12 protein-coding genes and 2 pseudogenes are annotated in these 14,758 nt (G+C 71.1%); 7 read left to right on the top strand and 7 right to left on the bottom strand.

Translation table 11 applies throughout. The annotated features are described in order from the left end of the window. Positions 1 to 75: 75 nt before the first annotated feature. Both ACFWJW_RS35285 and ACFWJW_RS35280 read left to right on the top strand, forming a co-directional pair. A pseudogene (locus ACFWJW_RS35285) lies at positions 76 to 471 on the top strand (substrate-binding domain-containing protein); the annotation flags it as partial. A gap of 71 nt (positions 472 to 542) precedes the next feature. Beyond that, a complete protein-coding gene (locus ACFWJW_RS35280; protein ID WP_387248914.1) occupies positions 543 to 755 on the top strand; it encodes a DUF4287 domain-containing protein in 213 nt (70 codons plus the stop codon). Between the two features lie 84 nt (positions 756 to 839). On the opposite strand, the gene ACFWJW_RS35275 is transcribed toward ACFWJW_RS35280, so the two are convergent. Continuing rightward, entirely contained in the window at positions 840 to 2,474 is a 1,635-nt protein-coding gene (locus ACFWJW_RS35275; protein WP_387248912.1) for a protein kinase, read from the bottom strand. A gap of 286 nt (positions 2,475 to 2,760) precedes the next feature. Between ACFWJW_RS35275 and ACFWJW_RS35270 the strand changes: the two genes are divergently transcribed. Further along, positions 2,761 to 3,117: a hypothetical protein gene (locus tag ACFWJW_RS35270; RefSeq protein ID WP_387248910.1), complete on the top strand. Its 357-nt coding sequence runs from the start codon at positions 2,761 to 2,763 to the stop codon at positions 3,115 to 3,117. Between the two features lie 65 nt (positions 3,118 to 3,182). Here ACFWJW_RS35270 and ACFWJW_RS35265 read toward each other — a convergent pair whose 3' ends face one another. Together ACFWJW_RS35265 and ACFWJW_RS35260 are read right to left on the bottom strand one after the other, a co-directional pair. Then, complete coding sequence (locus ACFWJW_RS35265; protein WP_387248908.1) at positions 3,183 to 3,431, bottom strand: DUF397 domain-containing protein; 249 nt, start codon at positions 3,429 to 3,431, stop codon at positions 3,183 to 3,185. Next, positions 3,428 to 4,258, bottom strand: a pseudogene (locus ACFWJW_RS35260) (Scr1 family TA system antitoxin-like transcriptional regulator). Before ACFWJW_RS35260 ends, ACFWJW_RS35265 begins: the two are co-directional and overlap by 4 nt. Before the next feature lie 168 nt (positions 4,259 to 4,426). Here ACFWJW_RS35260 and ACFWJW_RS35255 point away from each other — a divergent pair. Together ACFWJW_RS35255 and pulA are read left to right on the top strand one after the other, a co-directional pair. Continuing rightward, positions 4,427 to 4,909, top strand: a complete 483-nt coding sequence (locus tag ACFWJW_RS35255; RefSeq protein ID WP_387248906.1) for an ATP-binding protein — start codon at positions 4,427 to 4,429, stop codon at positions 4,907 to 4,909. 221 nt (positions 4,910 to 5,130) lie between these two features. After that, positions 5,131 to 7,773 (top strand): pullulanase-type alpha-1,6-glucosidase, encoded by a 2,643-nt coding sequence (gene pulA, locus ACFWJW_RS35250; protein ID WP_387248904.1) that lies wholly within the window; start codon positions 5,131 to 5,133, stop codon positions 7,771 to 7,773. Here the strand turns inward: pulA and ACFWJW_RS35245 are convergent. Together ACFWJW_RS35245 and ACFWJW_RS35240 are read right to left on the bottom strand one after the other, a co-directional pair. After that, the gene (locus ACFWJW_RS35245) at positions 7,770 to 9,902 is read right to left on the bottom strand and encodes an NACHT domain-containing protein (RefSeq protein WP_387248902.1); all 2,133 of its coding nucleotides are present in this window, start codon (positions 9,900 to 9,902) and stop codon (positions 7,770 to 7,772) included. The two genes, pulA and ACFWJW_RS35245, sit on opposite strands and share 4 nt — an antisense overlap. Positions 9,903 to 9,973: 71 nt before the next feature. Next, the gene (locus ACFWJW_RS35240) at positions 9,974 to 10,873 is read right to left on the bottom strand and encodes a DUF6801 domain-containing protein (protein WP_387248900.1); all 900 of its coding nucleotides are present in this window, start codon (positions 10,871 to 10,873) and stop codon (positions 9,974 to 9,976) included. 478 nt (positions 10,874 to 11,351) lie between these two features. On the opposite strand from ACFWJW_RS35240, the gene ACFWJW_RS35235 reads away from it, so the two are divergent. Both ACFWJW_RS35235 and ACFWJW_RS35230 read left to right on the top strand, forming a co-directional pair. Next, positions 11,352 to 12,230, top strand: coding sequence for a helix-turn-helix domain-containing protein (locus ACFWJW_RS35235; protein ID WP_387248898.1), 879 nt, complete (start codon positions 11,352 to 11,354; stop codon positions 12,228 to 12,230). A 147-nt stretch (positions 12,231 to 12,377) separates the two neighbouring features. Beyond that, positions 12,378 to 13,286, top strand: coding sequence for a PE-PPE domain-containing protein (locus ACFWJW_RS35230; RefSeq protein WP_387248896.1), 909 nt, complete (start codon positions 12,378 to 12,380; stop codon positions 13,284 to 13,286). A gap of 4 nt (positions 13,287 to 13,290) precedes the next feature. Here ACFWJW_RS35230 and ACFWJW_RS35225 read toward each other — a convergent pair whose 3' ends face one another. Then, positions 13,291 to 13,953 carry a TetR/AcrR family transcriptional regulator gene (locus ACFWJW_RS35225; protein ID WP_387248894.1) on the bottom strand — a complete coding sequence of 221 codons (663 nt, stop codon included), beginning with the start codon at positions 13,951 to 13,953 and terminating at the stop codon, positions 13,291 to 13,293. 45 nt (positions 13,954 to 13,998) lie between these two features. Further along, positions 13,999 to 14,514, bottom strand: coding sequence for a GNAT family N-acetyltransferase (locus ACFWJW_RS35220; RefSeq protein WP_387248892.1), 516 nt, complete (start codon positions 14,512 to 14,514; stop codon positions 13,999 to 14,001). Positions 14,515 to 14,758 lie beyond the last annotated feature (244 nt).

Here is a 14,758-nt window from a genome sequence, read left to right as displayed (position 1 = left end):
CCGGGCTGGCCCCCCCCCCCCCCCTGGCCGTGGGTCTGGGTGGCCGCGTGCTGGTTTTGTTGGGGCGGGGGGGGGGGCCCGGCCGAACGACGCGTCCAGCACACCCTGTTCAGCGTCGAGGGCGGCCATGCGGCAGCCGCGGCCCTGCTCGACGACGGCTGCACCGGCGTCGTCTGCGGCAGCGACCTGATGGCACTGGGCGTGGTACGGGCGGCCCGCCAACGCGGCCTGGCCGTCCCCACCGATATCTCCGTCGTCGGCTTCGACGACTCCCAGCTGATCGCCTTCACCGACCCACCCCTGACCACGGTGCGCCAGCCGGTCCAGGCGATGGCGACGGCAGCCGTCGGCGCCCTGATCGAGGAAATCCACGAACGCGCCCAGGGACGCCAAACACCGCCCCAGCGCACGGAGTTCGTCTTCCGGCCGGAGCTGGTGGTACGGGGGTCGACGGGGCGGGTGCGGACCTGACCGCACGCCCGCAGGGGGAGGGACGGGCGCGGGCCGGCCGGATTGTCAGTGGGGGGTGTCATGCTGCCTCCATGACCAACGCCGTGCAGGGCCCCGCGAGTTACTTCCCGTCGATCGAGAAGAAGTACGGCCGCCCGATAGCGGAGTGGAAGAGCTTGATCACCGCCTCGCCGCTGACCAAGCACATGGAGCTGGTGGCCTGGCTCAAGGCCGAACACGGCCTGGGCCACGGCCACGCCAACGCCCTGGTCGCGCACACCCTCGCGGAGGCCGCCGGCCGGTAGACCCCGGCGGTTCGGCCCTCCGCCGCCAACAGCGGAAACGGCGGCGAAGGGCCGGCCGTCCGGACCGGACGGCGCGGAACGGTCTCAGGGCTTTTCGATCTCAAGGTTGGCGATCGCGATCCGGGCGACCTCGCGGCCGCGGGCGGTGACGTCGCCCTTGCCCGGATAGTCCACCCACAGCCGGTACATGTCACCGGCGTGGGTCCGGTAGTAGAACGCCTTGGCCTCGCGCGGGACGTCCCCGTCGATGTCCACGCCGGTGCCGCTGGTGCCGTAGGTGACGGTGTTCAGGGCGGCATCGCGGTCCTGGTACGTGACGTTGGAGTCCGTGCTGCTGCGGGCCTCGGTGTCCGAGGACATCGAGATCCCCGGCCCCGAGAAGGAGCCGCCCTTGATCGCGTCCGAGTCCTTGAACGCCTGGGCGTCGGCGGTCCCCGAGATGTCGCTCTTCTGCCGCACGTGGTCCCACCGGGCCAGCTCGACCGTCACCGCTCCGCTGGGATCCTTGTACGTGATCACGGAGGGGTCCGCGTCGTCCTTGATCCGGAGGTAACCGGCGGGCACCGCGACGACCGCGCTGAGCGGCGCCGCCTCCTGGCGCATCCTCCACCCCTCCGGCAACGGCCCGGCGAACGGATCCGCGACGACCACATAGGCAGCCATCGCCAGTGCCACGACTCCGGCAGCGCCCCCTACGAGTGCCCCGCGGCCGATGCGGACCCCCTTACCGGCCTCAGCGGCACCGGCCCGCACGATCGGGGGCGGCGGCTGCACAGCCCGTTCGAGCAGCTCGCGGACCTGCGCCGCGCTCGGCCGGTGCGCCGGATCCTTCTCCAGCAAACCCTGGATGGCCTCGGTCAGCGGGCCGTCGCCGGCCGCGGTCGGGGCGACCGGGACGGCGTTCAGCACGGCCTGAAGCGTGGCAGGGGTGTTGGTGCGGCGGAACGGCGAGACCCCTTCCGTCGCCGCGTACAGGACGACGCCGAGTGACCACAGGTCGGAGGCGCTGCCGGGCTGCTGTCCCAACACACGCTCGGGCGCGATGAATTCCGGCGAGCCGACGAACCCGCCGGTCTCGGTCAGCTTGGTCTCGCCCTCGATCTGCGCGATGCCGAAGTCCGTGAGGATGACGCGATCGTGGCGGCCGAGCATGACGTTGTCCGGCTTCACATCGCGGTGCAGGATCCCGGCGGCGTGCGCGGCTTCCAGCGCGCCCAGCACCTCCAGCCCGATCCGCGCGGCGTCGCGCGCGCTGAGCGTGCCCTCCTGGAGCGCATCACCGAGCGAGCGCCCCTGGACGAACTCCATGACGATCCACGGCTGTCCCTCTTCGACGGCGACGTCATGGACGTTCACCACCGCGGGATGATCGAGGCGGGCCGCGGCCCGTGCCTCCCGCCGCATCCGCTCGAAGACGCCGGCCCGCTCCCGCTCCGGCAGGTGGTCGGGGACACGGGACTCCTTGGCCGCGACCTCGCGGTCCATGACCTCGTCCCGGGCACGCCATACGGTGCCCATGCCGCCGTGCCCGAGCCTGCTCAGCAGCCGGTAGCGGCCCGCCACGAGCCGGCCCGCACCCGGATCGGACGGCGGCGGTGAAACCTGTGTGGCCGGAGCCTGCGACTGCTCCGCGGCCGGCACATGGGCAGGCTGCGGCGGCCGCAGCCGGAAGCTGGTGGGATCGTGCGGACCCTGTGCGGTTCCCCCGTTGTCATTCATGTGCTCATCTTTATCCTCAGCGACGTCCGGCGTGCCACTGGGGTCAGGGGCAGGTGACCGCCGAGAAAGGCCACAGGGGGCGTATGACTCCCGAGAAAGGCCACAGGAGGAATCGCCGGCCCGCGCTCGACCGGTCCGGGAACGGGGCTGCCCCCGGGGCCCGCAATTCCGCTGTTCTCCACCCCGGTGCCGATAACCGGCGAACAGCCACCGATAGGTGAAAAATAACCCCGCTGCCTAGCGTCCCTTTCCGGACGAGTTGTCATTCCGGAAGGAAGAGAACGACATGAAGAGGCGCAGGAACGCGGGACGCACGCTGGCCATGGGCGCCATGGCCGCTTCCCTTCTGATCCTGGGAACGGGTGCCGCGAACGCCGCGACCGGCACGCTGGAATTCTCCGGGAACGGCGAGCGGACGCTGACCAACCCCACGGACGGGGCTTGCTACAAGCTCGCCAAGAAGACGGGGCCGTGGGAGTCGCTGGGCTACAAGTCGATCACCAATCACACCAACAAGAAGGTGACCTGGTACACCGCGGACAACTGCAAGGGAGACGGCTCGGCCGTCGAGCCCGGTAAGACCTCGGAGTCGAGCCCCACCTGGTGGCCGCTGGTCTCCATCCGGTACGTCAAGATCGGCTGACCGCACGAGCCCGGGGCCGCGGGCGGCGTGCCGCCGTGGCCCCGGGGTCAACCCGTGCGCCGCCGTCAGGCCAGTGCGACGGCGTACCCGACGAACGCCGCCCAGGCGTCGGCGGGCACGGCGAGCTGCGGACCGGCCTTGTCCTTGGAGTCGCGGATGTGGACGGTGGCGGGGCAGGTGGCGATCTCCACGCAGTCGTCGCCGGAGTCCCCGCTGTAGCTGGACTTGTGCCAGGAGAGGGCGACTTCCACGCAGCTGTCGCCGTCGCCGCTGCTGTAGCTGCTCTTGAACCAGGCCAGTTCGGTGCTGTTCATAGCGCTCCTCGCATCTGCGTCAGCAGGCTCGCGGAGTCCTCGGGAGTGAGGGCCTGCGAACGCAGTTTCGCATAGCGCATCTGGAGCGTGCTGATTGTCTTTGGGTCAGGAATGAGTTGGCCGCTTCGCTGCCCCTCGCAGTAGGCGTACCACCGGTTGCTCGGAGTCTCCAGGAGCTGCAACGGCCCGCCCATTCCCGCGTGGACCCCCCTCGCCAACGGCATGACTTGCAGCTCGACGTTCCGGAGCCTGGTGCTCTCCAGCACGTAATCGAGGAGTTCCCGGCAGACGTCGGCACCGCCGGTCGGCCGCAGAAAGACATGCTCATCGACGATGAAGCTGAACGCCGTGTTCGGCCGGTCCCGCAGCAGCTTCTGACGGTCCAGTCGGGCGGTCATCTGCGTCTCGGTCTCCTTGTCGGTCAGCAGCGGAATGCGGTGCTCGAACAGCTCCCGCGCATACGCCTACGTCTGCAACAGCCCCGGCGCCAAACGGCATTCGTACGTATACAGACTGATCGCCTGCTCCTCCAGCCGGGCCCACTGCCGGAACCACGCGGCTAATCCCGGCTGCCGCGCCAGCTGCGTCGCCATCGCCCGCAGCACCCCGAAGGCGTCCAGCACCCGCTCGGCCCGTTCGATGAACTCCGGCGGCGGGAGCCGGCGCCCTTGCTCGATCGACGCGACGGTCCCGGCGGAGAATCCCACCCGCCGCGCCAGACCTTCCTGCGTCAGCGCCGCCCGCCCCCGGAACGCCTTGACCACGGCCCCGAACGCCCTGAGGCTGTCGGTGGTCTCGGGCTCGCTGTTGCCCGCTTTGTCGGCCATACCGGCCACCTCCCATGCGTCTGTCGTGCCCCACGCACAACTCATCCATGGTTACGGTCCGTTACCGCCGGTGTCTACCCTTTGCACTCGTACGCTGACGCTGCGTACGAGCTCCGTAGGGGTGGAAATCCTGGCCATGGCCGCCATACGGGCGCCACCGTGGAGCGCATGCCAGCCCAAGTAACCTCCCGGGCGCCCCAAGCCCCGGTCACCGTACGTGTGTTCACCCAGCGCTTCAGCGCGACCCGCCTCGGCGCCCGCCTCGCCCGGCATCTCGCCGTCCACCGGCTCGATCTGTGGGGCTTTCCCTATGGCGGCGCGCTGTCCGATGCCGCCGCCGCGGTCGTCGCCGAACTCACCGCGAACGCCGTGACCCACGGCCGCGTGCCGGGCCGGGACTTCGAACTGCGCCTCGCGACCCTGTCCTACGCCCGTGGGGATACCGATGCGGCCCGCCCCGCCACCCTCCGCATCGAGGTCGCCGACACCCGCACCGAGAAGCGCCCGCCGTCCCCCGATGCCCTGGTGTTGCCGCCGACCGACGGTGAAACGGGGCGGGGGCTGCTGCTGGTGGCCGCGCTCGCCGCCCGCTGGGAGGTCGTCGACCGGGTTCCGGTGGGCAAGGTGGTCCGCGCGGAACTGGACCTCTAGGGCCGCATCGGCAACGTTTTGCCCTGCCCTCGGTGGCCGAGGATCTCTGTCAGGTAGGAAGTCCGATGGCCCTGGCGCCGGTCCGGCCATCCGGGCGCGTAGGTCCCGTTCCGTGGCGGGCCTCCGGGGGGCCGGACCGGCTACTGCGGGAACGTAACACCCTTGCAATGTCTTGCGTAAGGTCTTGCAACGGGGAATCGGCGGGGATAGAACCATGACCCATGTCCTCCACCACCCGCCGGTCCCGCCGGCGTCTGGCCGCCGCGCTTGCCCTGGTTCTCGGGACGGCGACCCTGCTGGTCTCGTCCCCGCATCAGCCGGCGCAGGCGGCGCCGTCCCCTCCGGAGCGGGCCCTGGCCCAGTGGATCGACCGTGACACCGTTGTCTGGAAGGGCGCGGAACACGGCGCCGCCCAGCTGGAGTTCGGTGAGCATGGCGATCGCATACGGCTGACGCCGGGCAGCCTCTCGCCGTCCGAGCGGGCCGCCTATCCGCATCTGACGGGGTACCCGGCCTTCAGCGTCGACCCCCGCGACCGCCATCTGGCCGGTACCGCGCTGCGCGGGAAGATCCTGGCCGCCCAGCGCGCGGCGGACGGCCGGCGCACCACCACCGGCGTCCAGATACCCGGCGTCCTGGACGACCTCTATGGGGCCCGTGCCCAACATGCCGCGCTGGGGCCGGTGTTCGGCCGCGACGGCCGGCCCACGCTCTCCGTCTGGGCGCCCACCGCCCGCACGGTCGCCCTGGAGCTCGACGGCCGTACGGTCCCGATGCGACGCGATGACCGCAGTGGTGTCTGGCGCGTCCAGGGGCAGCGCGACTGGGCCGGGAAGCCGTACCGCTACCTGGTCACGGTCTTCGCGCCCACCGTCGGCAAGACCGTCACCAACGAGGTCACCGACCCCTACTCCACGGCCCTGACCGCCGATTCGGCCCGCAGCCTCGTCACCGACCTCGACGACCCGCGGCTCGCCCCGGACGGCTGGTCACGGCTGGCGAAGCCCGCCGCGGTGCCGCTGCGCCGGGCCCGCATCCAGGAGCTCCAGATCCGCGACTTCTCCGTCGAGGACCGCACCTCCCGCCACCCGGGGCAGTACCTCGCCTTCACCGACCGGCGCTCGGACGGGATGCGGCACCTGCGCTCCCTCGCCCGGTCCGGCACCTCCTACGTCCATCTGCTGCCCGCCTTCGACTTCGCCACCGCACCCGAGCGGCGCGCCGACCAGGCCCGTCCCGGCTGCGACCTCGCCTCGTACGCCCCCGACTCCGACCGCCAGCAGGACTGCGTCGGGAAGACCGCCGCCCGCGACGCCTACAACTGGGGCTACGACCCGCTGCACTACACCGTCCCGGAAGGGTCCTACGCCTCCGACCCGGAGGGGACGGCCCGCACCGTCGAGTTCCGGCGGATGGTCCAGGGGCTGAACGGCGCCGGGCTGCGTACCGTCATGGACGTCGTCTACAACCACACCGCCGCGAGCGGCCAGGACCCGCGCTCCGTCCTGGACCGCATCGTCCCCGGCTACTACCAGCGGCTCATGGACGACGGCGGCGTCGCCACCTCCACCTGTTGCTCGGGCACCGCTCCCGAACACACCATGATGGGCAAGCTCGTCGTCGACTCCGTCGTCACCTGGGCCAAGGAGTACAAGGTCGACGGCTTCCGCTTCGACCTCATGGGCCACCACCCCAAGGCCCACATCCTCGCCGTCCGGAAGGCGCTCGACACGCTGACCCCGCAGAAGGACGGCGTCGACGGCAAGAAGATCGTCCTCTACGGCGAGGGCTGGAACTTCGGCGAGGCCGCGAACGACGCCCGCTTCGTCCAGGCCACCCAGCGCAACATGGCCGGCACCGGCATCGCCACCTTCAACGACCGGGCCCGGGACGCGGTGCGCGGCGGCGGCCCCTTCGACGCCGACCCCCGCGTCCAGGGCTTCGCCTCGGGCCTGTACACCGACCCCAACTCAGCGCAGGAGAACGGCACTCCGGCCGAACAGCGCGCCCGGCTCCTCCACTATCAGGACCTCCTCAAGGTCGGCCTCACCGGCAACCTCGCCGACTACACCTTCACCGACACCACCGGCCACCGCGTCAAGGGCTCCCAGGTCGACTACAACGGCGCCCCGGCCGGCTACGCCGCCGCCCCCGGTGACGCGCTCGCCTACGCCGACGCCCACGACAACGAAACCCTCTACGACGCCCTCGCCTACAAACTCCCGCCGCACACCCGCCCCGCCGACCGCGCCCGGATGCAGGTCCTGGCCCTCGCCACCGCGGCCCTCTCGCAAGGCCCCGCGCTCTCCCAGGCGGGCTCCGACCTGCTGCGCTCCAAGTCCCTGGACCGCAACTCCTTCGACAGCGGCGACTGGTTCAACGCCCTGCACTGGAACTGCGCCGACGGCAACGGCTTCGGCCGCGGGCTGCCCCCGGCCGCCGACAACAAGGACAAGTGGCCCTACGCCCGGCCCCTGCTGGCCGACCCCGCGCTCCGGCCCGACTGCGCCACGATCCGTGGCGCCTCCGCCGCCTACCGCGACCTGCTCCGTATCCACGCCACCGAACCGGCCTTCGGCCTGTCCAGCACTGCCGCGGTCCAGTCGCAGCTCTCTTTCCCCCTCTCCGGCAAGGACGAGACCCCCGGCGTCCTCACCATGCGCCTCGGCAACCTCGTCGTCGTCCTCAACGCCACCCCGGACCGGCAGCACCAGACCGTCCGCGACCTGGCGGGCCGGCACTACGCCCTGCACCCCGTCCAGGCCCACGGCGCCGACCGCACCACCGCCACCGCGTCCTACGCACCCGCGTCGGGCACCTTCACGGTCCCGGCCCGCACGGTGGCGGTCTTCCGCCGGGGTTAGCCGAAGTCGGGTGGTTCGGCGGGGCGGGCGTGGATCTGGCCGCGGGTGAGGAAGTCCTGGAGCTCGCGGTGGCGGAACTGGTAGGCGATCCCGGCGGTGCGCGTCAGACCCGCGTCGCAGCACCAGTCGAGGAAACGGCCGAGGCGCCAGGGCAGCGGTTGGCTGGACCACCAGCGGCGGGTGCAGAGCAGGAAAGCGGTGTAGCGGACACCCGCGGCGCCGAGGGCCGGTCCGGCGCCGGTCCTGAACAGCGGGCCGAACGCACGCCAGGGCCTGAACAGCGCGTCGAGCGCGCCCCGGAAACCGCATCTGAACAGGCGGTTGTAGAGGAGTGCGAGCGCCCGCCCGCCGCCGAGACCGAACAGCAGCATGTAGATGAGTACGGCCCCGAGGGAGAGTACGGGGCCCAGGGCGAACCAATAGAAAGGGACGAACCCGAGCCCGACGACGAGGCCGGTCGCGAACCCGGTCACGAGGTCGTCCCGCACCATGCCGCGCGGTGACGCGTTTCCGTGCGACCTGCGCACTTCGGGTGCGTCCGAGAGCACGCCCGCCAGCCCGGCGCCCACCATCGCGCCACCGGCGAGCCCCACCAGACATCCGTAGACGAGCCCGATCACCGGCCCGACGACATTCCCCATGTCGACCACGACGATGAGCCCTCCCCAGAAGAGCCCACCCACCAGCCCGTTCACGAGCTGGTGTCGGCCGGCCGGGGTTTTGGCAGTGACCCGTTCCAGCCGGGACGGCATGGGCCACGGCGGTACTCCGGTGAGCAGACTGCCCACCACCATGAGTGCCACGTTCCCTGCGTACACCCTCCAGTCATCGAGCAGGGCGGCAGGCAGGTCGGCGGTGGCCCACAGCACGAGGGTCAGCAGGACGTGGACGGTGCGGGCGCGGCGGTGGCCGGTGAGCGGCCACAGTTCATGGAGGACGAGGTCGGTGCCCGAGAGACGCCGGCCGGCCACATCGCGGGCGCTGGTGGTGTTGGCGTGCAGGTAGCCGGCGAGGACCGTCAGCCAGGTGCGTACCTGGAGCCGGGTGTAGGGCGCTGCCGCTCCGCCTGCCGAGGAAGCGGCAAGGAGGAACAGATGCAGCAGGTGGTCCCGGATCTGCTCGGGCGTCCGGAGGGTGGGCTTGAGGAGATCCGCGGGATCACGGGCCCAGTGACCGTCGCGGTGACGTTCGTCGTAAACGGCGAGGGCCAGGGTCAGCCGCCAGGGTGTGGACAGGCCCCGGGCAAGTGGGCCGGCCGGGGCGGCACGGAGAGCGTTCAGGACGGGTTCCCAGCGGGCCGGCTTGCGGGCGCGAGCGGCGACGAACGCCTCGGTCGCGGCCAGGCTGACGGGGGCGATGTCGATACGGGAGGCGTCCTCTGCCCACAGATCCGCACCTTCGAGAGCGACGTAGGGGGCGCTGCGGCAGGTGAGGACGAGTTGGCCCTTGGCGGTGCCGTGGACGTAGCGGTTCATGGCCTCCAGAGCGGCCGCGGCGCGGGAGTCGCGTCCGGGAGTCCCACTGGCGTCCATTTCGTCGAGCCCGTCGAGCACGGGGAGGATCAGCCGGGCGGCGACCAGGGCGGCCGCCGCGGTGGGACGTAGCCGGTAGGTACGGGTGAGATGGTCGGCGAGCCAGTCGTCGAGCGTGTTCCGGTCGGGGTCGAAGGTGGACAGCGACAGGCGTACGGGAACGGGGCCGCCCGGCGCGCGGTCGGCGAGGAGAAGCAGTATGAGGTGGAGGGCGAGCACGGTCTTGCCGGCTCCGGGTGCGCCGGTGATGACGAGGCGGCCGGGCCGGAGAGCCTGGTAGTAGGCGGCGACTTCTTGCAAGGTGCCGTGGGGTGCTGCGCCGGTGCCGTGGTGGGCGGGGGAGGGCAGGAAGGTGAACTCGACGTTGATGGTGCGGTCGCTGTCGCCGAGGAGTCTCTGGCGGGCTTCCTCCTCGCGTTTCCTGACGTCGACGGCGAGGCGGTCGGCGAGTCCGGCGGTGTCGGTGTCCTGCCATGCCTGGGAGAGCGTCGCCTGGTGCAGGCCCGCCACCGCCAGCATCAGGCTGACCAGCCCGACCGCCAACCCGCCCGGGTCCACCTCCCCGGTCCCCGCCCGGACGGCTATGGTGACCGCCACCCCCACGGTCACCACCGTCAGCGCCAGCCATCCCCACCGCGTGTGACGTGCCGTGGCAGGGTTCGCCCGGGTCACCTGCTGCGTGAGCGGAAGCGGAAGGCGGCGGCCACGGCGATGGTGCCCAGGACAACACCTCCCGCAGCCAGCGGGAGCAGACGCGTGGTGCCCTGACTGCCGGTCGTAGCCAGGTTGCCGGAGCGCCCGGCCGGGCCTTCCGTGGTCGCGCCCGCCCTCCCAGCTCCGCTCGGGTTCTGCGACCCGGTGGTGCCGGAGGTGGCCGTACCAGCCGTCCCGGACGGGTCCGGGCCGGCCGTCGTTCCCGTCCCAGCGATGCCGAGCGACGCCACGACGTCGTTCTGCCGGGGATCCAGCTTGCACGGCACGTCGAGCTTGACCGTCATGACGCCGCTCGCGGTGACGTGCACGAGGAGGTCGCCGATGGCGATTTTCGCCCTGCCCGGCCGGCTGAAGGTGCGGCTCGGCGCGGCGCCGGTCGCCTTGACCACGAACGGTCCGGACGCCGGGACGTGGGTCCTGGCCACATGGAACGGCACTGTGAGGCTGGTGTCGCCCTCCGGCGCCGTCACCCGGACCTTCGCTTCCACGGTGCCCTGGATGCTCTTGATGCCGGCCTTGCGCAGCCCTCTCGCGTCAGCCGCGCTCACCGGCACCGCCGCACGGATGGCGAATTTCGGGGTGGGCCTGCCGACCGCGGCCGACGTCGGGACATCCGAGTCAATCCTTACCGTGCCCGGCCGGTCGTTGGCCGCCAGGACCGAGCAGGTGTACCGGAGTTCGAGCGTTAACGGGTCCGCGGCCGCGGGTCCGGCTCCGAACATTCCCACGCTTGCGCCCGCGACCCCTACCGCCCACGTCAGTCCCCAGGCTCTACGGGCCACGGGACCGCTCGGGACGGCACGGGATGTCCTGTGCTGCTCACGCGGGTTCTGGATCAGCTTGTCGCTTGCCATCTTGATCCTCGGTCAAGTACTTGGGTCTCTGGACAAGGCCCACGGGTTCGTCCACCAGGCGGGGCGGTTGCGGGGCCCGTCCCACCTCAGCCGGCGGGGACCCGCCTTGCCCTGGCGCACAGCGGGTCCGTGACCGATCGTAGGACTGGATCGCGCGCCGGGAATTGCCCGCGCGCGTAAGGAAATTGTCACAGTGCGCAACAGCGAGGTCAGCGCACCATATGCGCATCGATCCGCCTATGGCGCGCGCTGCCCGGACCGCACCGCCCTTCACTACAATGCGCGGCACCACCCGGGGGGTCTCATGCCGTGCGCGCGAGAACCGACTCTGGACATGCACGCTGTGAGAAGGCCGCGGTGAAGGGTGTCTTCGATGGCCTTGGGAACCTACGTTGTGGATTCGTGGACGACCCGGGACGTGACGTCACGTGAGCGCACCGACCTCTGGGCCGAGCGCGTGACGTCGTATCAAAGCCGGATGAGCTATGGGTACCCGCACACCGACGACTTTCAGGCCGGCACGATCCGGCAGTGCACCGACACCTATCAGCTCGTCAAGTGGTGGTCGGACACGATCAAGTACACCCGGACCCCGGGCCAGGTGCGGCGCGATCCGGACGAGGACTACCGCTTGCTGATGCCGGTCGCCGGAGAGCTGCTGCTGCGGCAGGACGACCAGGAGCTACGGCTGCTGCCGGAGGCCGGGTGTCTGCTCACGTTCGCCGCACCGTTCGAGATCCTGCAAGACGACTCCACGCGGGCGTTCATCCTCTCGATCCCCGCCCAGGAGGTGAACGGGCGACTGAACCGTTCGTCGCCGCTCGCCACGGGCCTCGACCTGACCGCCGGCCTGGGCCGGGTGGTGGGCGACATGCTGACCGGCCTGCACGAGGAGCGCGACACCCTCACCAGCGGCCAGTTCGACGCGGTGTCGGACCGGTTGGTCGAGCTGCTGTGCATGCTCGTCGCAGGCGACGACCGCCCCACCGCACCGGGCCATCTGGCCGAGGTGGAGACGGTGGTCCGCCGGTACATCCGCGAGCACGCGGCCGACCCCGACCTGACCGGCGCCACCATGGCGCGGGCGCTGGGCTGGTCGCTGCGCCAGGTACAGCTGGCCCTTCAGCATGCCGGGACGACCCCCCGCGAGCTGATCCGCGAGGAGCGGCTGCGGTTGGTGCGGGACCGGCTGCGGGCACCCGCGTACCGGCAGATGACGATCACCGAGCTGGCGTACGCGTCGGGATTCTCCTCCTCGAGCGCGCTCAGCACCGCATTCCGGCAGCGCTTCGGGGTGTGCCCCCGCGAGATGCGGCACGCGGCCCTCCGCTCCACCGGCGCTCCGCGCCGCAGCTGATGGGCGTTCCCAGCCCTCCGGTCCAACCGGCCCGCGACCAGACTTTCACGAACACCTCTGTTCGCAGAACCTCTCTCGACGCTACCTTTGGCGTCGCACGGGGCCGGAACTCCCGTTCCCCCCAAGCCGATTCGAGACGAGGTGCACATGCGAAGGGCACGATCGTTACTCGCGATACTTGTCGCGCTGCCCGTCCTGGGGCTGAGCACACCGCAAGCCGTGGCGGCCGTCCCACCGGCGCAGAACCGGGCCGACTGCCCGAACACGATGATCTTCGAGGTCGGGGGTCACCTCGATGGCGACGCCACGGTCTACGACCGCAGCAACGCCGCGCTCCCCGAAGGCGTTTCGTTCACCAAAATCCACTACTCGGCGTCCATCGCCCCCTACCCCGGCGACACCAAGACGCTGGACGACTCCGTGGCCGAGGGCATCGCCACGCTCGACGCCGCGGTCAAGACCTTCCACGCCGCATGCTCCGCCAGCCACCTGACCATCGCCGGCTACTCGCAGGGCGCGATCGTCGCCGGCGATGAGCTGGCCGCCCTCTCCCGCAGCGACGCCGTCCCGCACGAGCAGATCAACGGCGTGCTCTACGGCGACCCCCGGCGGCCCGGTGTCGACGGCGGCCCGGGCGGCATCGAAACGAACCTGCCGACGATTCTGCCGGGCATGACCATGAAGGGACCGCGCGGCTTCGGCGACCTGACGGTCAAAGAGATCTGCAACACCAACGACGGCATCTGCCACTCCGAGAACGTGATCACGAACCTGGCGTGCTTCGCCAACGGCGTGGTCGGCTACTTCACCGGCGACCACGGCTACGACATCAACCCGCACGCCGTCTCGGGCGGCGGCGACCAGCTGCACCGTCAGCCGCCGAAGGTCCCGCTCTGCGGCCCCGGGCTACGGATCCCGCACAAGACGCCCCACGCACTGTTCCACAGCGACCGCACGGCGGCCCGGCAGCAGATGGCCGGCTACCGCATGATGGTCCTGCCGCTGCTGCCCGCCGGCCTACGGGACCAACTGGCGCGCTTCCCCTGGCTCCCCTAGCCGTTCAGCCAAGGAGCCGTACCGCAAGCCGGACGAGCGGATCCTCCAGTCCGCGCAGGCCCTTCAGGTCGTCCGCGACCAGGTGCGCCGTCACCAGCTGCGCGGCGGCCGCGACCAGGGCTTCGCAGCCGAAGCTCCGCTCGTCCGCACCGCCCTCGTCCCCCACGTGGAAGATCTCGGCGATGGCGCCGGCAAACCATCGCTGCCACTCCATGCGGATGGCCATCGCCGCAGGCCCGGCGGCGTACACCTCGACGAGGAACAGCCGGGCGAAGGCGGACTGTTCGGTGAGGGTCCGCAGATAGAGGTGCACCAGTCGGCGGAAGGTCTCCTCCGGGGGCGCCGGCCGGATTGGCTCCGGGGAGCCGGTCGCCGACTGCCGCGCGGTATCCAGCAGGCCCGCCAGCTGCTTCGTGGCGGCGTCCAGGGCCTGGACGAAGCAGTCCTCCTTGGAACGGAACTGCTGGTAGAACGTCTCCCGCGACACCCCGGCGCGCCGGATGATCTCGGCAACCGAGGTCCCCACGTACCCCTTGTCCTTCATCGCCTCGGCGGTGGCGGTCAGCATGCGCAGCCGCTGCGAGGTCACCACCTGTTCACGGCTGAGGTGGTGCCGGCCACTGGGCAGCGGCCCGGACCGGGCAGCATCGCGCCGGGACTCGGCCACTCTTCCCTCCACGGATCGGATCGGGCTCAAGGAGCTGGCGGCGCCTCAGGCGCCCAGCCGCTTTTCGAGGAGGGTGACGGCGTACCGGCTGCCGCCGCCCTCCTTGGAGCGTTCCCCGGCGACGGTGTAACCAGCGCCCTCGTAATAGGTGCGCAGCCTAGGGTTGGAGGAGACACAGTCCAGCCGGGCCCACGCCCGCCCCGCCCCCGCTATCCGCTGCTCGGCATGCGCCAGCAGCGCCCGTCCCGTCCCGGCCGGGGCGTGCCGGCGGTCCACCATCAGCCGGTGCACATAGCCCGCCTCCGGCGGCCGCGGCCCCCACGCGGGCTCGTCCTCCCACCACAGCTCGAAGGCCCCCACCCGCCGCCCGGCGACCTCCGCCAGCCAGACCTCCCCGTCCTTCTGCCGCAGCCGGAAGTGCGCCTCGTCCTTGTCACCGGGCTTCCACTGGTCGATCCCGGTTTCTTGCATCCAACGGGCGGCGTTGTCGTACAGCTCGACCAGGGCCGCGAAGTCGCCGGGGGCGCGGTCGCCGACGAGCCTGAAGGTGATGTCTCCCATGCGGTTGATTTTCCTCCCACGTTTTTGGCTTTCCCGCCGTGGGTGTTGCTCGCCGTTTTTTGCCCGCTTGCGCGGTGCACCCGCCGTTGCGCCAAGCGCTGCGCTTTGCCTCGGCCCACGTTTTTGGCTGTCCCGCCGTTTCGCCTGCGGCGGGCGGTGCCGCTGCGCGGGGCTGTTGGGGTGCGGTGACGGGCCTGCGCGGGTGGGGTGTGCCGGACTGCTTCGCTTTCCGGCCGGCACACCC

Origin of the sequence: Streptomyces sp. NPDC127097 (genome assembly GCF_042724075.1) — a bacterium.
Lineage (GTDB): Bacteria > Actinomycetota > Actinomycetes > Streptomycetales > Streptomycetaceae > Streptomyces.
This window is presented reverse-complemented; position numbering and strand designations above follow the sequence as displayed.